This is a genomic window from Streptomyces sp. NPDC056373 (genome assembly GCF_042262425.1).
Taxonomy (GTDB): Bacteria; Actinomycetota; Actinomycetes; order Streptomycetales; family Streptomycetaceae; genus Streptomyces.
Genome location: NZ_JBHJPX010000007.1, coordinates 429,381 through 453,400, shown reverse-complemented (window position 1 = coordinate 453,400; position 24,020 = coordinate 429,381). Strand labels below are relative to the sequence as shown.

Annotated in this window: 19 protein-coding genes and 1 pseudogene; 7 read left to right on the top strand and 13 right to left on the bottom strand. The window is 70.7% G+C overall.

What is annotated here, in order from left to right:
• Window positions 1-45: 45 nt before the first annotated feature.
• On the top strand, window positions 46-543 hold the full coding sequence (locus ACFCXS_RS17730; RefSeq protein WP_376644260.1) for a molybdenum cofactor biosysynthesis protein: 498 nt from the start codon (window positions 46-48) through the stop codon (window positions 541-543).
• A gap of 15 nt (window positions 544-558) precedes the next feature.
• On the opposite strand, the gene ACFCXS_RS17725 is transcribed toward ACFCXS_RS17730, so the two are convergent.
• The 3 genes from ACFCXS_RS17725 to ACFCXS_RS17715 all read right to left on the bottom strand — a co-directional run bounded on the left by ACFCXS_RS17725 (window position 559) and on the right by ACFCXS_RS17715 (window position 3,621).
• The gene (locus ACFCXS_RS17725) at window positions 559-1,218 is read right to left on the bottom strand and encodes a YceI family protein (protein WP_376644243.1); all 660 of its coding nucleotides are present in this window, start codon (window positions 1,216-1,218) and stop codon (window positions 559-561) included.
• Between the two features lie 190 nt (window positions 1,219-1,408).
• Window positions 1,409-2,221: a transferase gene (locus tag ACFCXS_RS17720; protein WP_376644259.1), complete on the bottom strand. Its 813-nt coding sequence runs from the start codon at window positions 2,219-2,221 to the stop codon at window positions 1,409-1,411.
• A gap of 134 nt (window positions 2,222-2,355) precedes the next feature.
• Complete coding sequence (locus ACFCXS_RS17715; protein ID WP_376644242.1) at window positions 2,356-3,621, bottom strand: glycosyltransferase family 4 protein; 1,266 nt, start codon at window positions 3,619-3,621, stop codon at window positions 2,356-2,358.
• Between the two features lie 217 nt (window positions 3,622-3,838).
• Between ACFCXS_RS17715 and ACFCXS_RS17710 the strand changes: the two genes are divergently transcribed.
• Window positions 3,839-5,557: a VanW family protein gene (locus ACFCXS_RS17710; protein WP_376644241.1), complete on the top strand. Its 1,719-nt coding sequence runs from the start codon at window positions 3,839-3,841 to the stop codon at window positions 5,555-5,557.
• Between the two features lie 116 nt (window positions 5,558-5,673).
• Window positions 5,674-7,062 (top strand): Tat pathway signal sequence domain protein, encoded by a 1,389-nt coding sequence (locus ACFCXS_RS17705; RefSeq protein ID WP_376644240.1) that lies wholly within the window; start codon window positions 5,674-5,676, stop codon window positions 7,060-7,062.
• A 51-nt stretch (window positions 7,063-7,113) separates the two neighbouring features.
• Here ACFCXS_RS17705 and ACFCXS_RS17700 read toward each other — a convergent pair whose 3' ends face one another.
• The 4 genes from ACFCXS_RS17700 to ACFCXS_RS17685 all read right to left on the bottom strand — a co-directional run bounded on the left by ACFCXS_RS17700 (window position 7,114) and on the right by ACFCXS_RS17685 (window position 11,979).
• The gene (locus tag ACFCXS_RS17700) at window positions 7,114-7,899 is read right to left on the bottom strand and encodes a carbonic anhydrase (protein ID WP_376644239.1); all 786 of its coding nucleotides are present in this window, start codon (window positions 7,897-7,899) and stop codon (window positions 7,114-7,116) included.
• 164 nt (window positions 7,900-8,063) lie between these two features.
• Complete coding sequence (gene katG / locus ACFCXS_RS17695; protein WP_376644238.1) at window positions 8,064-10,289, bottom strand: catalase/peroxidase HPI; 2,226 nt, start codon at window positions 10,287-10,289, stop codon at window positions 8,064-8,066.
• A gap of 102 nt (window positions 10,290-10,391) precedes the next feature.
• Window positions 10,392-10,829, bottom strand: coding sequence for a Fur family transcriptional regulator (locus tag ACFCXS_RS17690; protein WP_376644237.1), 438 nt, complete (start codon window positions 10,827-10,829; stop codon window positions 10,392-10,394).
• Between the two features lie 289 nt (window positions 10,830-11,118).
• Window positions 11,119-11,979 (bottom strand): hypothetical protein, encoded by an 861-nt coding sequence (locus ACFCXS_RS17685; RefSeq protein ID WP_376644236.1) that lies wholly within the window; start codon window positions 11,977-11,979, stop codon window positions 11,119-11,121.
• A 202-nt stretch (window positions 11,980-12,181) separates the two neighbouring features.
• On the opposite strand from ACFCXS_RS17685, the gene ACFCXS_RS17680 reads away from it, so the two are divergent.
• A complete protein-coding gene (locus tag ACFCXS_RS17680; RefSeq protein WP_376644235.1) occupies window positions 12,182-13,627 on the top strand; it encodes a glyceraldehyde-3-phosphate dehydrogenase in 1,446 nt (481 codons plus the stop codon).
• An 81-nt stretch (window positions 13,628-13,708) separates the two neighbouring features.
• Here ACFCXS_RS17680 and ACFCXS_RS17675 read toward each other — a convergent pair whose 3' ends face one another.
• Together ACFCXS_RS17675 and ACFCXS_RS17670 are read right to left on the bottom strand one after the other, a co-directional pair.
• Complete coding sequence (locus tag ACFCXS_RS17675; RefSeq protein ID WP_376644234.1) at window positions 13,709-16,888, bottom strand: glycoside hydrolase; 3,180 nt, start codon at window positions 16,886-16,888, stop codon at window positions 13,709-13,711.
• Window positions 16,889-17,138: 250 nt separating this feature from the next.
• Window positions 17,139-17,312, bottom strand: coding sequence for a CsbD family protein (locus ACFCXS_RS17670; protein ID WP_104782404.1), 174 nt, complete (start codon window positions 17,310-17,312; stop codon window positions 17,139-17,141).
• Between the two features lie 147 nt (window positions 17,313-17,459).
• On the opposite strand from ACFCXS_RS17670, the gene ACFCXS_RS17665 reads away from it, so the two are divergent.
• On the top strand, window positions 17,460-18,104 hold the full coding sequence (locus ACFCXS_RS17665) for a hypothetical protein (RefSeq protein WP_376644233.1): 645 nt from the start codon (window positions 17,460-17,462) through the stop codon (window positions 18,102-18,104).
• Window positions 18,105-18,113: 9 nt separating this feature from the next.
• Here ACFCXS_RS17665 and ACFCXS_RS17660 read toward each other — a convergent pair whose 3' ends face one another.
• A complete protein-coding gene (locus tag ACFCXS_RS17660; RefSeq protein WP_376644232.1) occupies window positions 18,114-19,787 on the bottom strand; it encodes a hypothetical protein in 1,674 nt (557 codons plus the stop codon).
• A gap of 138 nt (window positions 19,788-19,925) precedes the next feature.
• Here ACFCXS_RS17660 and ACFCXS_RS17655 point away from each other — a divergent pair, with 138 nt between their 5' ends.
• On the top strand, window positions 19,926-21,305 hold the full coding sequence (locus tag ACFCXS_RS17655) for a GH1 family beta-glucosidase (RefSeq protein ID WP_376644231.1): 1,380 nt from the start codon (window positions 19,926-19,928) through the stop codon (window positions 21,303-21,305).
• Between the two features lie 9 nt (window positions 21,306-21,314).
• Here the strand turns inward: ACFCXS_RS17655 and ACFCXS_RS17650 are convergent, their stop codons facing one another.
• The 3 genes and pseudogenes from ACFCXS_RS17650 to ACFCXS_RS17640 form a co-directional block, all read right to left on the bottom strand.
• Window positions 21,315-21,806 carry a hypothetical protein gene (locus tag ACFCXS_RS17650; protein ID WP_376644230.1) on the bottom strand — a complete coding sequence of 164 codons (492 nt, stop codon included), beginning with the start codon at window positions 21,804-21,806 and terminating at the stop codon, window positions 21,315-21,317.
• Window positions 21,803-22,171, bottom strand: coding sequence for a molybdopterin dinucleotide binding domain-containing protein (locus ACFCXS_RS17645; protein WP_376644258.1), 369 nt, complete (start codon window positions 22,169-22,171; stop codon window positions 21,803-21,805). The genes ACFCXS_RS17650 and ACFCXS_RS17645 overlap by 4 nt, the downstream gene beginning before the upstream one ends.
• 38 nt (window positions 22,172-22,209) lie before the next feature.
• Window positions 22,210-22,818, bottom strand: a pseudogene (locus ACFCXS_RS17640) (molybdopterin-dependent oxidoreductase); the annotation flags it as partial.
• 273 nt (window positions 22,819-23,091) lie between these two features.
• On the opposite strand from ACFCXS_RS17640, the gene ACFCXS_RS17635 reads away from it, so the two are divergent.
• Window positions 23,092-23,919: an SAM-dependent methyltransferase gene (locus ACFCXS_RS17635; RefSeq protein ID WP_376644229.1), complete on the top strand. Its 828-nt coding sequence runs from the start codon at window positions 23,092-23,094 to the stop codon at window positions 23,917-23,919.
• Window positions 23,920-24,020 lie beyond the last annotated feature (101 nt).

Sequence of the window (24,020 nt, the reverse complement as noted above, 5' to 3'; positions counted from 1 at the left end):
GGCGGGCAACGTTGCCCGCCGGGCCGCGACACCAGTCTGGGCGTCATGACCCAGGTCGAGGTGCTGCAACTGCTGGTCTCGCCCGCGCACCGGCTGGCCGGGCGGCCGTCGGACGGCCCCTCCCCCGGCCCGTCCGACGAGCGCGTCACGCGGGTGGAGGTGCGCCGTGGGCTGGGGCTGGTCGGCGACCGCTACCACGCCCGGCCCGCCCACCGGAACGCGGCGGTGACCATCATGGCGTCCGAGGGCCTCCCGGCCGAGACCGATCTGCGGCACACCCGGCGGAACATCCTGCTCAGCGGCGTCGACATCGACTCCTGCGTCGGTGCCACGATCTCACTCGACTGCGGCACCGGGCCGGTGATCTTCGCCGTGAAGCGTCCCGCGCGGCCCTGCGCCTGGATGGACGTGACCATCGGTCCGGGCGCGCAGCGCGCCCTGCGCGGCCGTGGCGGTGTGCGGTGCACACCGCTGAGCGACGGGGTGCTCACGCTCGGCCCGGCCACGTTCCGGGTCGTGGCCGGGGCCGACGCCGAGTCCTGAGGCGCCCTGGGGTGGTCAGCCGCCCGACGGTGGCGTGCGGATGGCGGCGATGTCGAGCTGCAGGCGCACCTTCTCGCTCACCATCGCACCGCCCTCGGCCAGCCTGCTGTTGTAGGTCAGGCCCCAGTCCGAGCGGTTGATGGTGGTCGTGCCGTCGAAGCCGACCCGGTCGTAGCCGAAGGGGTCGGTGACATTTCCGATGTACGTCATGTCGAGTACCACCGGGCGGGAGACGCCTTTGATGGTCAGCTCGCCGGACATGCTGAACAGGTCGGCACCGGTCTGCGCCACCGCTGTGCTGGTGAAGCGCATACGCGGATAGGTCGCGGCGTCGAGGAAGTCACGGCCGACGAGATGCGCGTCCCGCTGTTCCACACCGGTGTCGACACTGGAGGTGAACAGAGTGATGTCGGCCCGTGACCGTGCGGGGTCGTGCGCGTCGAAGTAGAGGCGACTTTCGTACTCCAGGAAACAACCGCGCACGGTGGTCACCATGGCATGCCGGACGGAGAAGCCGATCCTGCTGTGCGCGGGGTCGACGACCCATTCACCGGACAGATTCGCCAGGTGAGGGTCCGGCAGCACGGCAGTGGAGGATGCCGGTGCGCCGGTGGGGCGCTGTGGGGGAAGCGGTGCCTGCCGGCGGGACGGCACAACGCGGTTGAACAGGTTCATGATTCATCTAGGTACTTGAGTTTGCTTATAGCCGCAAGTCCCCTTCCGTCTTGCGGCTGTTGAGAACGAGCCCCTGCCCCTTTTTGCCGCCGCTTCGCACAAAATCCACACACGGCTGTCGCGAGGCATCACCGAAACGACCATCCGAAACTCCAGGAATTTTCATTTCGGGCATTTCGGGGAATCGGTCTTACGTCGCCTCTATGGCGAGGTCGTTGTCGACGGTGTAGTAAGGGCGAAGCGTGCGGCCGTCCGCCTCGATCGGCGGGTAGACGAACACGTGCTTGCGGTCCGCCACGTCGTCGAGCAGCCGGCCGACCCGGACGGGCCGTGCCTCGGCGGTGGGAAGGACGAAGGCGTCCCAGATCCGCGCCGCTCCCCCGCCGTCGCCCGTCAGCTCCCCGGGGCCGGCGGTGAAGGAGAAGCCCCTGCCGTCGCCGTCGAGCCGGGGGACGAGGGTGCGTACGGTGTCGGTGCCCCGCAGGCGCAGCCGCACGGTGGCGTCCTCGTGGAGCTCGGCACCGTGCAGGCGGGCCGTGACCGTCATGGCACGGTCCGTGAGGTCGATGCCGCGGGCCTCCGCGTGGGCGGTGCGCCGCCATGCCCTGAGGGCGAGGAAGCCGTCCTTCGTGACGTACGGGATCCGGACCGCGATGGGCGAGGGGCGGTCGCGCAGGTGGCCGTCGACGAGGGTGCGCAGGTCCCGCAGGCCGGGACGCAGCCGTAGGCGCTCGGCACCGGTTTCCGGCAGCAGGTACACGTCCCAACGGCCCTCGTCCAGCACCGGGCGCTGTTCCAGTACGGCGTACCGGTGGCCGTCGGCCCCGCCGGTCTCCAGGTCGAGGACGTGGACGGTCGTCTCGGGCAGGCCCTTCTTTGGCCGCAGCCGCAGGAGCAGCCGGGGGTGCGCGGCGGAGGTCGGCGGCAGCCGGAAGGTGATCCGGCCGTCGGTGTCCATCACGCAGTGGGCACGCGGGTGGGTGTCGTGCTGCGGGCTCGGCATCGCGCTCCCCGGCGCTTCCTCGATCGGTGTGCTCGTCGGTGCGCCCTCGTGGGTGCGGGCCGGCATCGCTCCTCCGTGCGGCGCGCTCGGCGGCGTGCCCTCGTGGGTGCGGGTCGGCTTGTCCTGCTGGGTGCTCATCGGCGTCCCTTCCGTATCGAGCGCAGTACGCCGGTGGCAGCGGCACGGGCGGCGTCGCGGGCCGCGTGGCCCCGGCCGGCCAGGGGGCTTTGGGTGGGGTGGTCCTGCGGGGTGGCCGGGCGGCCGGTGCGTCTGGCCGCGGCAGCGGTCTCCAGCAGGCGCTCGGCCTGCGCGACGACGGGGCCGGGGGCGAAGCGGCGCGCGTTGTCCAGGGCTGCTCGGCTCATGCGGCGACGCCGCTCGTCGTCGCCGACGAGTTCCAGCAGGGCCGCGGCGAGCGCGTCACGGTCCCCGACCGGTACGAGCCGGCCGTCGGTTCCGTCGTCGATGATCTCGCCGGGGCCGTAGGGGCAGTCCGTGCTGACGACGGGCAGCCCGCAGCGCATGGCCTCGACGATGGTCATGCCGAACGGCTCGAAGTCGGACGCGGCCGCGCCGATCGACCCCTTGGCCCACTCGGCCTCCATGGGGGTGGCTGCCCCCATCAGGAACACGTTGTTCCACAAGCCGAGCCGCTCGACGAGCCGGCGCAGGTTGGCCTGCTCCACGCCCGTGCCGTAGATGCGCAGCTGCCAGTCCGGGTGTGCCGCGGCGACCTTGGCGAACGCCTCGACGAGGAGGTCGTAGCGCTTGACCGGCACCAGACGACCCGCGGCGATCACGACCTTGGCCGTACTGTCCGCGGGCGGCAGGCCGGGGTCGGGGACGCTGTTGGGGAGGGCCTCCACGTGGACACCGGGCAGCCACATCTTGCGCCGGTAGGCGGCCGCGTCCGCTTCCGTGACCGTGGTGATCACGTCGAGCCGGCGATAGGCGCGGCGCAGGGCGGTGCGCAGCCGCGGCGAGTGGTTGTCCAGGGTGAGGTGCTCCTGGCCGACCCGCAGGACGTGTTGCGGGGCCTGGCGGGCGATGTGCACGTTGAGGCCCGGGCGGGTGCCGATGACGGCATCGGCGTCGAGCCCTTCGAGACACTCGCCGATGCGCCGGTCGGTCAACTCGCTGTACTGGTGGTGGCGGTACTCGGAGGCCGGGAACACCTTCGCCGGTCTCTGGTGCAGCGGGTCGTCCGCCTCCTTGCGCAGGTCCACGAGCGCCCGCAGCCGCACCCGTGGGTCCAGGACGAGTTGGGGGCGTTCCCGGTGACGTAAAGCGGAGACGATCTCCACCTCGTGCCGCTCCGCCAGCGCTCCTGCCAGGTTGAACGTGGTGGTGATCGTGCCTCCGATTCCGTAGGCGTTGTGGATCAGGAAAGAGATCTTCATGGTGGCCTAGACAGTGACAGCGCCCCGTTCGTTGTCCGTCGTTACCACTCTGTGGCCGGGCCTGGCGGGAGGGCCGGATTCGCCGATTCCGGAACGATCACGAACATAAGTGGTCTGGGCCATATCGGTTTGCCCCTGATGTGTGGATAGCTTGATGTGTTTGCCCGCGCATCGTCGCGTCCTCGGGTGCACCCTCGTATCGATCTTCAGGAGACCCATGCGCCCCCGTACCGTCTTCGTCCCACGTGTCACCTCCCTCCCGCCCGTCGCCCTGGCCGGCGGCGCGCTGGCCGTGGGGGTCGGCGGTCTGTATCTCGCCGGGCTGGTCCTCACGGGCGGCCACATCGACTCCGGCACGACCGTGCGCGGGGTGGACATCGGCGGGCTGAGCCGCGCGGAGGCGGTGGTGAAGCTGGAACGGGAACTGGGTCCGGCGGGTACCCGGGAGCTGCCCGTGAAGGTCGGTGACCGCACCGGCAAGGTCGTACCGGAGCGTGCGGGCCTGTCCTACGACGTCCGGGAAACCGTCGACCGGGCAGCGCGCACCGGCGCCGATCCGTTCAGCGTGTTCGGTGGGTTCTTCCGCTCGGGCGGGGACATCGAACCGGTCGTGCACCTCGACGAGGGCAAGGCCCGAACGGCCCTCGGACAGCTGGCGAAAGGGCTCGACCAGAAGGTCAGGGACGGTGCGGTGGGCTTCTACGACGGCCGCGTGAAGACCGTCGCACCGCGGACGGGGTACGCGCTGGACGTGAACGCCGCGGTCGAGCCGCTGCGCGACGCGTTCCTGCGGGGCGGCACCGGTACGGCCACGCCCCTGCCCACCCGCGAGACCCGGCCGAAGGTCACGGCCGACGAGGTACGGCGGGCGGTGCGCACCTTCGCGGAACCGGCCATGTCAGGCCCCGTCACGCTCACCGCGGCCGGTAAGCGGTTCACCGTCGGCCCGGACACGCTGGGCGGGCATCTGACCATGCGGCCGGACGGCAGCGGCAGGCTCGGACCGGAACTCGACGCGAAGGGACTGCGCGCCGAGCCCGCTGTGGCCGGCCCGCTGGACACCATCACCACGGCCGCCGAGAACGCGAAGCTGCGTGCCGAGGGCGACAGGGCGGTGGTGGTCCAGGACGCCACGGTGGGCCGGTCGGTCGGCGACGAGGCGCTGGGCAAGTCCGTACTGCCCCTGCTCACCAGATCGGGCGCCGACCGCAGCGGCGAGGTGGAGGTACGCCGGACCCAGCCGGAGGTGACGCGAGAGAACGCCGCGCGGCTGGGGCTGACGGAGACGATGTCCTCCTTCACCGTCCACTTCGAACCGGCCGAGTACCGCACGAAGAACATAGGCCGGGCCGTGCAGCTCATCAACGGCTCCGTGGTCCGGCCGGACGAGACCTGGAGCTTCAACCGGACCGTCGGTGAGCGCACCAAGGCCAACGGCTTCATGGACGGCATCATCATCCTCGACAACAAGTTCACCAAGGCCGCCGGCGGCGGGGTCTCGTCCGTGGCGACGACCCTGTACAACGCGCTGTTCTTCGCCGGGGTCAAGCCCGTGGAGCACGGAGCGCACTCGTTCTACATCGAGCGCTACCCGGAGGGCCGCGAGGCGACGGTCGCCTGGGGCAGCCTGGATCTGCGCTTCACCAACGACTCCGGCAAGGACGTCTACATCCAGGCCGAGTCCACCGACACCTCCGTCACCGTCTCCTTCCTCGGCACCCGCAAGTACGACGAGATCAAGTCCGTCACGGGTCCGCGCACCGAGGTGAAGCAGCCGGAGAAGAAGGTGAGTCACGACAAGGAGTGCGTGCCGCAGACACCGCTCGAAGGTTTCGACGTCACCGTCGAGCGGGTCTTCTACGTCGACGGCCGGGAAGTGAAGCGGGAGCCGTACCGCACGCACTACACGCCGCGTGACGAGATCGTCTGCGAATGATCCGCTCCCCGGTCGCCCTTCTGCGCAACTCCTCCTTCCGAACGAAGCGTTGACCCCGCCCCGGAGCGCCAGCACAATGAGCGCCCATCGGTTGAGAGCGCTCTCAAGGGAGATCCATGACTGGCAGACAAGGCCCGGCGCTCAGCCGGCGTTCGCTCATCGGTGCCGGACTCGGCATCGGCGCCGCAGGGCTCACCGCCGCCTCGGGGCAGGCCTTCGCGGTCGGTTCCACCGGGTCCGGCCCCGCATCGTCCCCGGCCCGGGGGCACGCCTTTCTCGCCGCCGCCATGGACGCCTACCCCGACCACGGCGACCTCCGCCTGACACAGAGCTACACCGACCAGGCCGGACTCTTCAGCACCGCGTTCACCTACGACAACGCCCTCGCGCTCCTGGCCCACCTCGCGGCCCGGACACCGGCCGGGCTCGCCAGGGCCGAGGCGCTGGGCGACGCCCTGCTCCACGCCCAGCGTCACGACCCGTCCCACGACGACGGCAGGCTCCGGCAGGCCTACAACGTCGGGCCCTACACCTTCTACGACGGTTCACTCCAGCCCGACGGCTTCGTACGGCCCGACGGCACCGCCAACGTCGGGACGCAGTTCGGTTTCACGGGAACGGCCGTGGGCGACATGGCCTGGGCGGGCATCGCACTCGGCGCCCTGGCCCGCCGCACCCGGGCGCGCCGCTTCCTCGACGGTGCCGTGCGGATCGGCGAGTGGATCGAGCGGACCGGCCGGACCGACGAGCCCCTCGGCGGTTACAAGTTCGGGGTGGACGGGGCCAATCAGAAGCTGCCGTTCACTTCGACCGAGCACAACACGGACCTGGTCTGCCTGTTCGGCCGCCTCGCCCGGCTGACCGGCGACCGGGTGTGGCTGGAGCGTCGCGGGCGGGCCGAGGCGTTCGTGCGCCGGATGTGGGAACCGTCCGGGGGCTTCTTCTACACCGGCACGAACGACGGTGTGACGGTCAACAAGTCCCCGATTCCGGAGGACACGCAGACCTGGACGCACCTCGCACTGGACTCCCGCCGCCACTCCCGTTCGCTGGACTGGGCCGTGGCCGGGCTGTCCGTCCTGGACCACTCCGGGCGCACCAACAGCACGGTGCCCGATGGGCAGTCGTACACGGGGGTCACCTTCAGTTCGGCGAGTCTCCTGGCGAACGAGGACGCCCCGATCGCCGACGGTCAGCCGCGGCCCGACCGCAACGGGGTGTGGTTCGAGGGGACGGCCCATCTGGCGCTTGCCCTGCACGATCGCGCAGCCCGTGGTGACGGGGCCCGTGCCCGGCGTCTGCTCGCCTCGATCGAGCGGGCTCAGGAACTCCTGGGCGACGGCCAGACCGTCGGGGGGAAGGCCCTGCCCGAGCGCTGCGGGGTCGTGTCCGCCAGCAGCCCGCTGGACACGGGCTTCGGCTTCGGTTACTACCCCTACCGGCACACCGGGGCGACAGCCTGGTACCTGATGGCCGCGGCTCGGTTCAATCCGCTCCGCGCGTGACGGAAACGGCCCGGTCCGCCGTCGTGTGCGGCGGACCGGGCCGGCTGTCCCTCAGGCGAGGCGGTGGACCGCCTGGGTCGTGAGTTCGTAGCGGGCGCCGACGATCGCCAGCCTGCCGGTGCCGATCTCGGCGGCGAGCTCGGGTTCCGCGGCCAGCCGGGAGCGCACGAGCCTGACGTTGGCGCTCACGGTCGCGTCGATCCGGGCGTCCCCTTCCTGGCCGTGGTCTATGGCGGGGCTTATCTGGTCGACGAGGTACTGCATGTGGGCGGGCAGTCGCTCTCCCGACTGTTCCGCAGACACCGCGGCACGCACCGCGCCGCACGACTGGTGGCCGAGGACGACGACCAGCGGTATGCCGAGTTCCAGGACGCCGTAGGCGACGCTGCCGAGCACGGCCTCGTCGAGGACCTCGCCGGCGGTGCGCACGGTCATCAGGTCGCCCAGGCCCTGATCGAAGACCAGCTCCGGCGGCACCCGTGAGTCGATGCAGCCGAGTACGACCGCGAAGGGGTGCTGTGCGGTGGCCAACGTCCGCCGGACGGCCGGGGTCTCGTGCGGGTGGCGTTCCCGGAAGGCGCGCCAGCGGCGGTTGCCCGCGGCCAGTTCCCTCAGGGCCTCGTCCGGGGTGCCGGGGCGGGGCTCCGCGGGTCCGGAGCCGGCGGGCGCGGCGGTGGCCGGGCGGGCGGCACCGAGACCCGCACCGAGGGCCGCTGCCCCGGTCAGGGCGGTGCGCAGAAGGGTCCGGCGGACGGTGCCGCCGGCGGAGGGCCGTGAACCGGCGAAGGGGTGCGGTTCAGGGCCGGTGCCTCTGTGGGAGGTGGCGTGTGAGTTCACGGGCCAGAACGTATGCCCGAATGCGCGGACGGCCGCCGTCCTTGCCGTTTCATGGTGAGAGTTGGGTAAGTGATGTTCTTACCTTGGTCACCTTTTGACGGTCCCTCAGGCAACCGGCAGGACGCCCGGGCCTGTGGCCCGGGCGTCCTGTCATGCGGGGGTGATCAGACCAGGTCGAACCGGTCCAGGTTCATGACCTTGACCCAGGCCGCGACGAAGTCGTTGACGAACTTCTCCTTCGCGTCGTCGCTGGCGTAGACCTCGGCCAGCGCGCGCAGCTCGGAGTTCGAGCCGAAGACCAGGTCGGCGCGGGAGCCGGCCCACTTGACCTCGCCCGTGGCGGCGTCGCGGCCCTCGAACGTGGTCTGGTCCTCGGACGTGGACTTCCAGGAGATGCCCAGGTCGAGCAGGTTGACGAAGAAGTCGTTCGTCAGCGAGCCGGGCGTCTTGGTGAAGGCGCCGAGCTGGGACTGCTGGTAGTTGGCGCCCAGCACCCGCAGGCCACCGACCAGGACGGTCGTCTCGGGGGCGCTCAGCGTGAGCAGGTTGGCGCGGTCGAGCAGCAGGAACTCGGCCGGGAGGCGGTTGCCCTTGCCGTGGTAGTTGCGGAACCCGTCGGCGGTGGGCTCGAGCGCCTCGAAGGACTCGGCGTCGGTGTGCTCCTCCGTCGCGTCCACACGGCCCGCGGTGAAGGGCACCTGCACCTGGTAGCCGGCTTCCTTGGCGGCCTTCTCGACCGCGGCGGTGCCGCCGAGGACGATCAGGTCGGCCAGGGAGACCTTCTTGGCGCCGGCGCCGGCGTTGAAGTCCTGCTGGATGCCTTCCAGGACGCGGAGGACCTGCGCCAGCTCGTCGGGCTCGTTGACCTCCCAGCCGCGCTGCGGCTCCAGGCGGATGCGGGCGCCGTTGGCGCCGCCGCGCTTGTCGCTGCCGCGGAAGGTGGAGGCCGAGGCCCACGCGGTGGAGACCAGCTGCGAGACGGACAGGCCCGACTCGAGGAGCTTGGTCTTGAGGGTCTCGACGTCGGCGGCGTCGATGGTCTCGCCCTCGGCCTCGGGCAGCGGGTCCTGCCAGATGAGGGTCTCCTGCGGGACCTCCGGGCCGAGGTACAGGGACTTCGGGCCCATGTCACGGTGGGTCAGCTTGAACCAGGCACGGGCGAAGGCGTCCGCGAACTCCTGCGGGTTCTCGTAGAACCGGCGGGAGATGGGCTCGTAGATCGGGTCGAAGCGCAGCGACAGGTCCGTGGTGAGCATCTTCGGACGGTGCTTCTTGGAGGAGTCGTGCGCGTCCGGGACGATCTCCGGGGCGTCCTTGGCCACCCACTGGTTGGCGCCGGCCGGGCTCTGCTCGAGCTCGTACTCGAACTCGAAGAGGTTCTTGAAGAAGCCGTTGCTCCACTGGGTCGGCGTGGTGGTCCAGGTGACCTCCAGGCCGGAGGTGATGGCGTCACCGCCCTTGCCGGTGCCGTAGGTGCTGCGCCAGCCCAGGCCCTGCTCCTCCATGGAGGCGGCCTCGGGGTCGGCGCCCACGTTGTCGGCCGGGCCGGCACCGTGGGTCTTGCCGAAGGTGTGGCCGCCCGCGATCAGGGCGACGGTCTCCTCGTCGTTCATCGCCATGCGGCGGAACGTCTCACGGATGTCGCGGGCCGCGGCGAGCGGGTCCGGGTTGCCGTTCGGGCCCTCGGGGTTGACGTAGATGAGGCCCATCTGGACGGCGCCGAGCGGGTTCTCCAGCTCGCGGTCGCCGGTGTAGCGCTTGTCGTCGAGCCAGGTGGTCTCGGGGCCCCAGTAGACGTCCTCCTCGGCCTCCCAGACGTCGGCGCGGCCACCGGCGAAGCCGAAGGTCTCGAAGCCCATCTGCTCCAGGGCCACGTTGCCGGTGAGGATCAGCAGGTCGGCCCAGGAGATGGACTGGCCGTACTTCTTCTTGACCGGCCACAGCAGACGGCGGGCCTTGTCGAGGTTGCCGTTGTCCGGCCAGCTGTTGAGCGGGGCGAAGCGCTGCTGGCCGGCGCCGGCGCCGCCACGGCCGTCGCTGATGCGGTACGTACCGGCGCTGTGCCAGGCCATACGGATCATCAGCGGGCCGTAGTTGCCGAAGTCGGCGGGCCACCAGTCCTGCGAGCTGGTCAGCACCTCGGCGATGTCCTGCTTGACGGCGTCGAGGTCGAGGTTCTTGAAGGCCTCGGCGTAGTCGAAGTCCTCACCGAAGGGGTTGGCGACCTCGGGGTTCTTGGCGAGGATCTTCAGGTTGAGCCGCTCGGGCCACCACTGGCGGTTGCCACCGCCCTGGGTCGGGTGCAGGGCGCGGCCGTGCGCCACGGGGCAGCCGCCTCCCGCCTCCTCCGACTTCGAGTCGGTGACGATCGCGTCGTGGTTCTCAGTCATGGAAATCCTTCCGGACGGGGTGGATCACGGTGCTCGGGTGGATCACAAGCTCGGAACGCTCGGGTGGATCAGGTACTCGGGAACGCTCGGGGGATCACGTACTCAGGTACTGCTGGCGGTGGAGCAGGCGGGGCACAGGCCCCAGTAGATGACCTCGGCCTCGTCGACGGCGAAGCCACGGTCGTCCGACGCGGTCAGGCAGGGGGCGTGGCCGACCGCGCAGTCGACGTCGGCGACGGCTCCGCACGAGCGGCACACGAGGTGGTGGTGGTTGTCGCCGACCCGCCCCTCGTAGAGCGCCGGGCTGCCGGGTGGGTCGAGGCGACGTATGAGGCCTGCCGCGGTGAGGGCGTGCAGCCCCTCGTAGACGGCCTGGACGGAGATGTGGCCCACACGGCCGCGCACCTCGGAGGCGATCGCCTCGGCGCCGAGGTGGTCACCGTCCCGCACGGCCTCGAGCAGTGCGACACGCGCGGCCGTCACCCTGAGGCCTGCACCTCGCAGCTCCTCGGCGGTGGTCGGGTTCCCGGTTGCGGTCATGGGATCAACCTAGCCACACAAACACGATTGATTCAAGAAAACGAACGGTTCAATTTTGGTGTCGGGAGTGTGAGGGCTTGCGGGACGGCCCACTTGGGGCATGTGAGCTCAGTCACAGCCACATGATGGACCCCTCGCGGGCATCCGGTGTCGCGCACCGCCGCGCCGCCTCACGGGGCACGCCTCCGGCGAGTCAGGCGCCGGGCAAGGTCGCACGTCGGACGGTCGGGACCTGCCTTGAGGTCAGGCGTCGGACGGTCACACTCCTGGCGAGGTCACAGCCGGACGGTCAGACGTCCGAGGAGGTGAGGCGTTCGAGGTGGGCGGCGGCTGCCGCGGCCTTGCGGCCCGCCTCGCGGGCCCGGCGGTCGGCGGTGCGCGCCCGCTCCCGGGCGCCCCGTTCGGCGAAGCGCGCCTGCTGGTGGTCGCTCCGGGCGCGTTCCAGTTCCCCGGCGAGTTCCTCCACACGCTGCTGCGCGCTGTCGACCTGCCGTTTCGCCTCCGCCGCCGCCCGGCCCGCCGTCTCCGCCTCGACCCGCAGCTCCCGCAGCTCGCGCTCGGCGGCTTCGGCGTCCTCGCGGGCCCGGTCCAGCCGGCGCCGCTGCTGCTCGCTCCCTTTCCTGCCCGGGCGGGCGGGCGCGGATGCGGGGCGCCGCGGCGGGGCCCCCTCGGCGACGACGGGGAAGCCGACGGCCGCGCTCAGCGGCCTGGTCAGGCGACCGCCGGCCCAGGCCCGGGCGGCCTCGGGGTCGGCCAGCACGGCGTGCAGGGTGTTCTCGACCTCACGCTGCACACTCTCGCCGATCGGGTGCCCGGCTTCCTTCGCGAGCTGTCGCGCCTGCAGCGACAGGGCCCGGATGAGCGCGTGCTGCCGGCGGCTCAGCTCGCGCAGCTGTGCGCCGTCCAGGTCCTGGTGGGCCTGGCGCAGCCCCTCCCCCAGACGCAGCAGGGGCTCGACCTCTCCGGGGCTGCTGCGGACCAGGAGATTACTGACCCAGGCGGCGAGGCTGGGCCTGCGCAACGCGCGGATCCGCTCGGCGAGTTCCCGGTCGCCGGCGGTGCGGGCAGTGGCCATGGCGGAGGCGCGGGCGGCGGTGAACTCCTCCGGGCGCAGCGCGTACAGCTCGTCGGCCACCGAGTCGTAGTCCATGGCCACCCCTTTCGCGGTCCAGGGGCACCCCCGCTGGCGTCGTTCGCGCGGAAGAGCCTCTGATGAGCCGTTTTCGATCGTCTCAGGCGCTGGCCTTCGTGGCGCGCGGGACGCCCGCCGAACGCGGCCGAGGCACCCCGTTGCCGACCCGGAAAGCGCACGGTTTAACATATGAGCGCCGCCTAGCTCGAAAGATGGACTCGTGACTGTCAACGACGACTCGTTCACCAACTGGAAGATCCGCGAGGAGATCGCGGAGTCGATGATCCCGATCATCGGGAAGCTGCACCGTGAGCAGGACGTGACGGTCCTGCTGCACAGCCGCTCCCTGGTGAACAAGTCGGTGGTGAGCATTCTCAAGACCCACCGGTTCGCCCGGCAGATCGCCGGCGTGGAGCTGTCGGTCACCGACACCATGCCGTTCCTGCAGACCCTCACCACGCTCGACCTCGGCCCCTCCCAGATCGACATCGGCCTGCTCGCCGAGGCCTACCAGGCCGACGACCGGGGCCTGTCGATCGCGGAGTTCACCGCCGAGGCCGTCGCCGGTGCCACGGGCGCCGGCAAGATCGAGCGCCGTGAAGGCCGGGACGTCGTTCTGTACGGCTTCGGCCGTATCGGCCGGCTCGTGGCCCGGCTGCTCATCGAGAAGTCAGGCTCGGGCAACGGTCTGCGGCTGCGGGCCATCGTGGTGCGCGGGGGCGGCGAGCAGGACATCGTCAAGCGCGCCTCGCTGCTGCGCCGCGACTCGATCCACGGCCAGTTCCAGGGCACGATCACCGTCGACGAGGCGAGCAGCACGATCGTCGCCAACGGCAACGCGATCAAGGTGATCTACGCGAACGACCCGTCCGAGGTCGACTACACGGCGTACGGCATCAAGGACGCCATCCTCATCGACAACACCGGTAAGTGGCGCGACCGCGAGGGCCTGTCCGAGCACCTGCGCCCGGGCATCGACAAGGTCGTGCTGACCGCTCCCGGCAAGGGCGACGTCCCCAACATCGTGCACGGCGTCAATCACGACACGATCAAGCCGGACGAGCAGATCCTGTCCTGCGCGTCCTGCACCACGAACGCGATCGTGCCGCCGCTGAAGGCGATGGACGACGAGTTCGGGGTCCTGCGCGGCCACGTCGAGACGGTTCACTCGTTCACCAACGACCAGAACCTGCTGGACAACTACCACAAGGCCGACCGCCGCGGCCGGTCCGCGCCGCTCAACATGGTCATCACCGAGACCGGTGCCGCCTCCGCCGTCGCCAAGGCGCTTCCCGACCTCAAGGCGCCGATCACCGGCAGCTCGATCCGCGTCCCGGTCCCGGACGTGTCGATCGCGATCCTCAGCCTGCGCCTCGGGCGTGAGACCACCCGCGAAGAGGTCCTCGACCACCTCCGCGACGTCTCCCTGACCTCGCCGCTCAAGCGTCAGATCGACTTCACCACGGCTCCCGACGCGGTCTCCAGCGACTTCATCGGCTCGCGCCACGCCTCGATCGTCGATGCCGGCGCCACCAAGGTCGACGGCGACAACGCGATCCTCTACCTGTGGTACGACAACGAGTTCGGCTACTCGTGCCAGGTCATCCGCGTCGTGCAGCACGTGTCCGGCGTGGAGTACCCGACGTACCCGGCTCCGTCGGTCTGATCCGGTCCGGTCCCGGACGACGAAAGCGCGGGGCGTGCGGGCCCCGCGCTTTCGTATGTCCTCCGAGGGCCTCGCCGGCCGTCAGCGGCGGGTCAGCTCGATCCTGTACTCCCGCGTCCGTGAGCCGTCCTCGCCGGTCACGGAGACGATGCGGGCCGTCCTGCCCCCGGCGGCGTCCGTCCGGACCGTCACCTTCGCGTACGGGTCACGCGGGGTTGCGGTGACCCGGGCCCGGTCCGGGCGCTCGACGGCCACCCGGTAGCTGGTCCCGTCCGGGTCGAAGCCGGCCAGGGGCACACCGTCCAGTTCGACCGAGGCGGCAGCCGCGTCCGCGGAAACGCCCGGCACCTTCGCACGGACCTCGATCTCGCCGAGGGTGATGTAGCCGCCCGGCCGGGCCGTCATCACGACCCGTACGCCCGTCGACGGGCCGGTCGCCCGCACCGGAACATCCACCACGGGCGTTCCTTCCGCGCCGACGGCGACCTGGTCGCTCCCGTCGGACCAGGTGCCGTCCGAACCCCGCACCTGCACCTTCAGGGACTCCGCGAAGCCGGCGTCGGCGCCGTCACGGTGGAAGTGGGTCACGACGCGGGTCAGATCGTGCGCCTCAGGCAGGGTGAAGGTGATGGTGTCGGACGGGTTCTTCGTGCCGGACCTCCAGTTCGACCAGGCCTTCTCGGACGTGGTGCCGTTGCGCAGGCCCTCGGCGGAGTAGCCGCTCTCGGTGTAGGTGGCGCCGACCGTCACGCCCTCGTCGCGGGCGGCGTTGGTCTCCTTCGGCGCCGTGGTCTGGACGCGCACGGTCGCCGCGGCCGTTTCGCCGCCGGGTATCCGGGCGGTGCCGCGCAGGGTCACCACGCCGGGGTCGTCGAACGCGCCGTCGGCGGCCGGGTCCCAGGTGACCGGGAGGTCGGCCGTCCCGCCGTGCCGTCCCACGCCGATGACCGTGGCGGGCAGGTCGGGCCGGCCGCCGCTGTAGGTCTTGGCCCGGGCCGGCAGGGTGGCGGCGATGGTGTCCACGGTGACGACCGCCTCGGCCCGGACCGTGTGGCCGAGGGCATCGGTGGCCCGGCCCTTGACGCGTACCGTCCCGGGTTTGCTCCAGCGTGAGTCGGAGGGCAGCGTCCACTCGACGGGGAGCGCACCCCGGGCGCCGTCCGGGAACACGGGCTTCACGGTCCCGGGCAGTTCCGGGGCGCGCCCGGGGACCGTGAAGGCCTTGGCCGGCTCCGTGCCGAGCACCGTCTCGTCGGTGACGCCCCAGCGCTGGTTGGCGTTGGAGGTCGGGAGGTGGGCCGAGACCCGGGCGCCGTCAGCCGTCGACTGTCCGGCGACGTCGAGGAGACGGCCCGTCGCGGCGTTCACGAAGGTCCAACTGCCGTCGCCGGTGGTGGACATGATCCAGCGTCCGGCCGGTGTGTCCCTGTCTTCGAGTACGGCCTCGTCGTCACGGACGGCCAGGTGCCTGCCGTCGGCGGCGTTGACGAGGGCGTAGCGGTCACGGTTGCCGTTGCCGCGCGTCAGCCGCTCGACGGACCAGAGTTGCGACGCGGCGGCCGGGTCGGCCGTGCGCACGACGACGCCGTCGCCCTCGGCGGACGGTGTCAGGGACCTGCCGCTCTGGGTGCCCTGGAGGCGGTAGACGTGACCGGCCTTGACCAGCGCGGCGTCCTTCGCGGTGCCGGACACGCCCTCGACGACGAGGGTGGTGACCGACTTGGCGGGAACCGTCACGGTGGCGGAGCCGTCCTCGACCTTCACGGGTGCGCCGCGGACGAGAGCGCCGTCGTGGCTGGTCACCACGGGCGTCACGGTGGCATCACGAGCGACCCGCCGGAACTTCGTCAGGTCCAGGGTCACCGCACGGGGGGCGGTGCCGTTGTTGACGTGCACCACCGTCGCCCCGCGGCCGGACTTGCGTACGGCGGCGACGCTGGAGGGGTCGTCGACCTTGACGAAGTGGTCGCCGGGGCGGATGTGATGGGTGAAGTTGCGCAGGGTGTGGAACTTCGTGTTGGCCTTGATCGGGCAGGTCTCCAAGGTGTCCTCGGAGGTGCAGTTGAACGGGATGTGGATGCTGCCCCAGTTCTTGCCTGCCTGCGCCTGGGGGATGGAGTCCTCGACCGGCTGCCACAACACCCAGGCGGAGGGCTCCAGTTCACGGATGTCCTCGACGATCCGGGTGGCGATGCCGAGCCCGGGTTCCATGCCGGTGAAGTCGGTGCCGGTCCCCCAGGTGCCCTCGACCTCGCTCATCCAGAACGGCTTGCCGGCGGCCTTTGCGCTGTCGCGGGCGCTGGTGCGCATGCCGGTGCCGTAGGTGTGCACGTTGAGCTGGTCGACGGCGGCCCGGGCCGCGCTGTCGTAGGCGTTCCAGTTGCGGACGAAGGTGGTGGGGTTGGTCTCGTCCATCGCGGAGATCGTGGCGTGCGTCCTCGCCTTGCCCAGGGCGCGTCGCAGGGCCAGGACGACCTTCTGCTGGAGTTCCGGACCGGCGTGCGCGCCTTCCTGGCGTCCGCCGGTGGGCTGTCCGTCGGCGCCGATCTGGGTGCCCCAGTAGGTGGTGTTGGGCTCGTTGAGCGGGGCGATGGTGTCGAACGAGATGCGGTGCTTCTTCTCCAGCTGGTCGGTCACCTTGACCAGGTAGGTGGCGAAGTCGTCGACGCGGTCCGCCCGTATCTGGTCGGTGCCCGCGTCGAAGCCGCCCGAGACGTAGCCGCTCACGGTCTGGAACCAGGGCGGCGAGTTGCTGAACGCCTCCCAGCGGGTCACCTTGCTCTTGACGCGGTCCACCCACCAGCGCTGGCCCGCGTCGGCGGACCAGTCCCAGTGCCCGGGGTCCTCAGGGTTCCACCAGTCGGTGTCCTCCCGGGTGGTGCCCTCGGGAGCCTTCCAGAAGCCGTCCATCGTCGCGCCGGTCTTCATGTAGTCCTTGCGGACGTCGGGGGCGTTGCCGCCGCCGATGTTGTAGCGCGCGATGTTGAGGCGAAGTCCGTCCTCGCCGAACAGCATGTCGGCGAGCTTGTGCCGGATGGGTTCCGGGTAGCGGCCGGTGATGTTGGCGAACCAGACGAGGCTCGTGCCCCACCCTTCGAACTCCTGCTGCCGGTAGGACGGGTCGATCCGTACCGTGACCGCGCTCGCCGGCGGATCCGCGGCGGCAGCGGTGGCATGAGGCGCGGCGACGAGGCCCACGCCGAGTGCCAGGGGGACGGTGATCGCCAGTGCCGTTCGGGCGAGGCGATGTCTGCTGGACATGGATTCCCTTCGGGAGCGAACAGAACCGCGCAGAGTCGATCGAGCTTCCCGAATGTTTTAGGACGGCAATCAACACGTCAAGAGGTGGGGCGAGTTGGAAACCGGCACGCTGCCGTGCACGCATGAGATGAGCATCGCCGCTCGTGACGTCGGTGCACGGGAGCCGGGCCTTCGACTGCCGACCGGCATGTGCGATGCCGCGTCCCGCTACAGGGACGCGGCATCGCGATGTGACCTCAGTGCTTGTGACTCAGTGCTTGAAGACGTCCTTGGTCTTCTCCTTGGCCTGCCGGGCGTCACCCTTCGACTGCTCCGCCTTGCCCTCGGCCGTCAGGCGCTCGTTGCCCACCGCACGGCCGATCGTCTCCTTGGCCTTGCCCTTGGCCTGCTCGGCCTTGGCCTTGCCCTTCTGCTCTCCAGCCACGGTTCGCTCACTCCAAGTCGTGTCCGACTACGCGGTCACCGCACCGAGTGACCGGAGAAGCGGCAGCTCAAACGTGCCGTGCGGTCGTCGGGCCCGTGAGAGCCTTGCCCTGATCATGATCAAGGTGACGAGCCCGGAGGACGGGGCATGACCATCAACCGACCGGGACTGCCGTGGGACCTGCCGACGGCCGAGGTGCTGTGGGCGCGCTGGGCGCTGATCGCCGTACTCCGGGCCACCACGGAGAGCGAGCGGCGGGGTCTGCACCGCACCGGGACCTGGGTGGACGACGAAGGGCTGCGTCTGGACGACTGCGGAAGCACGTGGTGGACCCTCGCGCCTCGGGGTGAGGGGCGGTACGTGCTGTACGGAGAGGACGAGTCGAGCGGCGTCAAGTGGCACCGGCCGCCGGTCGACATGCTCGCGGGCGGACCCGGCTGGCTCCCCCACGAGCGGCTGAGGGACCTGTTGAGCGGATATGAGCTGGGCTGTGTCTACTGGCACGAGAACGGCACGTGGGCACGAGCCCCGTACCCCGGCACCCTGGACGACGACGGGCTCGACTGCGGCATGAGCCGCTTCACCGACCGGGCCGATGTGCTGCGCACGATCGCCGACGAGGATCACGGCGCCACGTCGGCCCACGACGCCGAGGCGCTGCTGGCCCACGCCGAGGGCTATCGGCTGACCACGGAGCTACTGATGTCCCTGACCAGCGACCCGGACCGGCGGCAGCGGGACCGGCCCGCCATGACCCGGGCGCTGGAACTCGCACGCCTGAAGCGTCCCTGACCGCGGAGATCAGTGGCAGCACCCGTCGGCGTGCTCCGCGACCTCCAGACGGCAGAAGCAGGACGACCGGACCGGTACGTCGGCCAGTGCACTCACCATCTTGAGCTGGTGGGCGACCAGGGCCGCCTCGCCGGTCTTCCCGCTGCGCAGCAGGCATTCGTGGAAGCCGTGCAGGGCCCAGACGTTGCCCGGGTGCTGGAGAGGGCGGGGCAGCGTGTCGTCGAGGCCGAGGTCGGCGCGGTAGACGGCCTCCGCCTCCGCCACGCGACCCTGCTCCAGCAGCAGGGCGCCGTAGGCGTGGCGGGTGGGCTGCATCCATCCCCAGGGCTCGTCGTAGGGCAGGTTGTCGTCCAGCCGGACGGAGCGCTCCAGGGCCGCGAAGGCGACGTCGTACTCGCCCCGGCGGTATGCGAGTTCGCCGTCCAGCATGGCGGAGGCGATGGCGAGGATGTCGTGGCAGGTGTTGTTGAACAGCATCCGGGTCTCGGGCACCCGGCCGACCGCCTCGCGGAAAAGTTCGCGTTCGGACTCGGCCCGGTCGACCTCGCCGGTGGCGGAGAGGGCGACACCCCGGGCGTAGTGCCGCATGGCGACGGTCGTCGCGTAGAGCTCCGGGTCGGCGGGGGCGGGCAGTTCCAGGATCTCGGCCCAGCGGCCGAAGCGGATCAGGACATGAACGCGCATGGCCACGAACGCCTCCAGCCAGTCGGCCATCGGCGGGCTCTGGACTCGGAGCAGGTCGTCGGGGATGGCGGCTTCGAGCTGTGCGGCGGTGTCGAGGGCGACCTGCGCCTGGCCGAGGAACATCGCGCCGTAGATCTTGAAGTGGTGGTTGTGCGCCCGGTAGAGGGTGTAGAAGTTCATCGCGCCGGCCTGCCGGTGGTACTTCTCGTCGGCTGCGATCGCGTCGCTGTTGGCGGCGACGACCTGGCGGTAGTCACCGCACAGGACGTCCAGGTGTGAGGGCATGTGGAGCAGGTGCCCGGCGTCGGGCACGAGACCGCGCAGGCGGTCGGCGACGGTGAGGGCCCGCTCGGGTGCCGGGGACATCTCCATCAGGTGGATGTACAGGTGGAGGATGCCGGGATGCCGGAAGCCGGCCTCGGTGTCGAGGGCGGCTTCCAGCACGGCCCTGGCCTCGGTGGTCCGTGCGCCCTCGGCCGGCCGGCCGGTCCTGAGGTCCCACAGCTGCCAGGGGGTGAGGTTCATCGCCGCGTCGGCGTGCAGGGTGGCGATGTCCGGGTCGGAGGGCGCCAGGTCGTAGACGACGCGCATGGCGTCCGCGTAGGGCTCGTTCCACACGGAGCAGTCCTCGACGGCCTGCGACTGCGGATAGCGCGCCCGCAGCGCACGGATGAGGGCCTGCTCGACCGGGGTGGCGCGGGCGGCCTTCTGATGGGCCTTTTCCACGGCGGTGTGCGTGCGCTCGACGGTTCGCGTCAGTTCTTCGCCGTCGAAGAATTCCCAGGGCTTGTTGTAGTTCGGGCCGAGCGCGTAGGCGATACCCCAATAAGCCATGGCGCAGTCCGGGTCGGCCTCGGCGGCCTTTTCGAAGCAGGCGACGGCTTCCTCGTGGTGGAAAGCGTAGGTCCACATCAGGCCGCGGTCGAACCAGAGTTGGGCATCGGGAGAGGACGTGGTGACGGGACGGCGGTACGTGCCGAGGTCGTAGTAGTCGCCCATGGGCTTCTCCTGGGAAGGCGGCCGGGGCCGTGAGAATAGCGGTTGCGGACAACGCCTTCAGACTTTCGATAAATTATCGTATGTCCAGATTAGCGGTTCTCATTACGGCTGTCCGGGGACCGGGGCATGGTGGAAGGCATGACCGACTTTCCGAGTTTTCCGCCCGGCTTCGTGTTCGGAGCAGCGACCGCCTCGTACCAGATCGAGGGGGCCGTGCAGGAGGACGGACGCGGGCCGTCCATCTGGGACACCTACAGCCACACCCCTGGGCTGGTGGCGAACGGGGACACCGGTGATGTCGCCTGTGATCATTACCACCGGTACCCGCAGGACGTGGCCCTGCTGCGTGAGCTGGGCGTGGGCTCGTACCGTTTCTCGATCGCCTGGCCGCGGATCGTGCCGGACGGTTCCGGTCCGCTGAACGTCAAGGGGCTGGACTTCTACTCGCGGCTGGTCGACGAGCTCCTGGACGCGGGGATCGAGCCGGCCGCCACCCTCTACCACTGGGATCTTCCACAGGCCCTGGAGGACGTCGGAGGCTGGCGGGTGCGGGAGACCGCCGAGAGGTTCGGTGAGTACGCGGCCGTCGTCGCGGAGCACCTGGGCGATCGCGTGCCGCGCTGGATCACCCTCAACGAGCCCTGGTGCAGCGCCTTCCTCGGGTACTCCGTCGGCCGGCACGCCCCGGGCGCACGCGAGGGCCGTGGCGCGCTGGCCGCCGCCCACCACCTGCTGGTCGGGCACGGTCTGGCCGTGCGGGCGCTCCGGGCGGCCGGGGTGCGTGAGGTGGGTATCACCCTCAACCTCGACCACCACCTGCCCGCGACCGGCTCCCCCGCCGACCGGGCCGCCGTCACCCGTGCGGACACCCTGCACAACCTGATGTGGACCGAACCGCTTCTCGCGGGCCGTTACCCCGCGACCGAGGAGGAGACGTGGGGTGAGCTGATCAGCGCTCAGGACTTCCGGCGGGACGGCGACCTCGAACTCGTCTCGCGTCCCCTGGACTTCCTCGGCATCAACTACTACCGGCCGATCGTCGTGGCCGACGCCCCCCACCGGGAGAGCGATCCGGCGCGACGGGTCGCGACCGACAACCGGTACGCGGAGGTGCCCATGCCCGGCGTGCGGCGCACCGCCATGGACTGGGCGGTCGCACCCCACACGTTCACCGATCTGCTCGTGGGGCTCAAGGAGCGGTACGGCCAAGCCCTGCCGCCCGTCCTGATCACCGAGAACGGCTCCGCGGAGGACGACGAGGCCGTTCCGGACGGTGCCGTCCACGACCCGGACCGGGTCGCCTACCTGCGCGACCATCTCACCGCGCTGCGGGCCGCGATGGACGCCGGTGTGGAGGTGCGCGGCTACTACGTGTGGTCTCTCCTGGACAACTTCGAGTGGGCTTTCGGTTACGGCAAACGCTTCGGGATCGTGCGCGTCGACTACGCCACCCAGCAGCGGACACCGAAGGACAGCTACCACTGGTACCGGGCCATGATCGCCTCGCAGCGGCGGTGACGGGTCCCCTCAGACGCCGGCCAGGAGCTGAGGCGCGAGGATCTTGACCATGGTGTCGGTCCAGCGCAGCTGGCGGAGGGTCTGCGGGTGGCAGTCGCCGGCCGGCGCCAGGAGCGGCTCGTCCCGGGTGGCCTGTGCCACCCGGGCGAGCATCTGCCAGTGGAGCGAGTTGCGCGTGGCGGCCAGGTGCAGGTCCCGCAGGTCGTGCAGCAGGAGCAGCCCGGTCTCGGGGCGGCGGCCCAGGGCTTGGGAGGTCTTCTCCCGGAGCGCGGCCAGCGCCCCGGGAGACGGATCGCCGCGCGGGCCGGACAGGTCGAGTCCGTGGTCGCGTCCCGCGTCGGCCAGCCGGGCTGCGTGGTCGCGGGACCAGCGGGCGACGTCCAGGGCGACATGGTGGAACGCGTGGTCGGTGCGGTGCCGAGCGGCGGCTGCCAGCAGGTCCTGCTCCAGGTCGCGTTCGCCGTCGTGGAGGAGTCGCAGGGTGATGGCAATGCCGGTCATGAGCCGCTCCCCGACGTCTCGGTCCGTGCTCCGGTGCCGTTCGCTCGGCGGGTCACGAGCGTGACGCGGGCCGCGCCGGCCTTGAACAGGGGCTGTTTGGAGACCGGGTCCCAGTCGGTGACGGTGGTCTCGTTGGCTGCGCGGCCCGGGCCGCCCTCGGGCGGCCGGTGGCCCGCCGGGGTGTCCCAGTAGCCGTAGTGGAAGGGCAGGAACACCATGCCGTCACGGATCGCTGTGGTGCGCAGCCGGGCCCGGACCGCCCCGCGCGCGGTGGTGACCTGCACCAGGTCGCCGTCCGCGAGCCCTTGGCTCGAGGCCTCGGCGGGCGAGATCTCCGCCCGGACGTCCGGCGCCGCCGCGTTCAGCTCGGGGGCGCGGGCGGTCTTCGTACGGGTGTGGAAGTCTGCGTCTCGGCCATGTTGTGCCCGAACAGGGCGACGGTGTCGGCGTGGTCGATGTCCTCGTACGAGCCGGGCTGCCCGTCGCAGCCGAACGTCTCCTTCAGCGCCTCGGCGGCCGTCGCCGTGCACAGCCGGGTGTTGCCGTCCAGGTGGTTGGTGCCGATACCGGCGCGGGCGAGGACGGCCAGGGTGTAGCACTCCTCCAGGAACAGCTGGCCGGTGGTGTGGAAGCCGATGGAGCCCGGGCCCTTGTCGTCGAGCAGCTGCCGGGTGCGGGCCGCGGTCCGGTCCATGGCCGTGTCCCAGTCGCACTCCACCAGTCGGCCGTCCCCGCGGACGAGGGGTCTGGTGAGCCGGTCCGGGGAGGCGCCCGCCTGCCAGCCGTAGAGGTCCTTGGGTCCCAGGCGCCCGCGGTTCACCCGGTCCGCGGCCCGGCCCCGGACGCCCACGATGCGGCCCTCGCGCACCGCTATGTCCATGGCGTCGCCGTTGGAGTGCAGCAGCGAGGCGGCCTGCACCCACCGCTCCACGTCCCGTTCACCCACTCCCGCCGCGAGGTGCGTGTCGGTCCGGGACGGCCAGGCGGTGCCGGGCGCGTACGGCGTACGCATGCCCCAGACGTCGGTGATCCGGTCGGCCGAGCTGTTCTCGGTCCCACCTCCCACGGACGACGGCACCGTGGTCCTCGAGTACCCGGCCGGGCACCAGTGACACGAATTGCGCAGATGGACACATAGGGCACACGCCGACGGAGAGGCGCCCATCATCTTGTCGTTCGATCGGGGGAGCACCTGGGCGAGTGGGGTGGCCCGCCCAACTCCCGCTCCCTAGGATGTACTTCCTGTCCAGCCAGTCCGTTGGCGCGGCACCTTGCAGGGGGAACGATGCACTCCGAGAAGCAGTTGTCCACCGAGATCGACGCGAACGTGCCGACGGCAGCGCGCATGTACGACCACTACCTGGGCGGCAAGGACAACTACGCGGCGGACCGCGCGGCGTGCGAGGAACTCGACAAGGTCGTGCCCAGCACGCGCCGCCTCGCCCTGAACAACCGGCGCTTCCTCCAGCGGGTCGTGAAGACCCTCTCCGAGGACTACGGCATCCGCCAGTACCTGGACCACGGGTCAGGCCTGCCGACGCAGGACAACGTCCACCAGGTCGCCCAGCGCATCGATCCCACGACCCACGTGGTCTACGTCGACAACGACCCCATGGTGCTGGTCCACGGCCGTGCGCTGCTGGAGCAGGACGAGCGCACGGCCGTCATCCACGCGGACATGCGCGACACCGACCTGATCTTCGGCCACGCCGACACCAAGCGGCTCATCGACTTCGACGAGCCGGTGTGCGTGCTTTTCAACTCGGTGTTCCACTGCATCCCGGACAGCGACACCGACGGACCGCTCGCGGTGGCGCGCCGCGTTCGGGAGCGGCTCGCGCCCGGCAGCTTCATGCTGATGTGCCAGCTGGTCAGCGAGGATCCGGAGGTCCGCGCCTTCGTCACGAACTTCATGGACCAGGCGACGCAGGGCAACTGGGGCCGCGTGCGGGAACCGAAGGACGTGCAGACGTACTTCGAAGGCCTGGAGATTCTCGAACCGGGGCTCGTGGAGGTGTCGACCTGGCGCCCCGACACCGAGGTGGCGCCCCGTCAGCTCACGCACGAGTGGATCGAGTTCGGCGGAGTCGGGCGGATTCCCCTGGAGAAGTGACGATCGGTGCGGGGGGGGGGCCGGGGGCCGGCCCCGGCCCGGACGGAGGGGCGGGGGTGGGGGGGGACCAGCGGGGGCGCACCCACCGCCGCCCCGGGGAA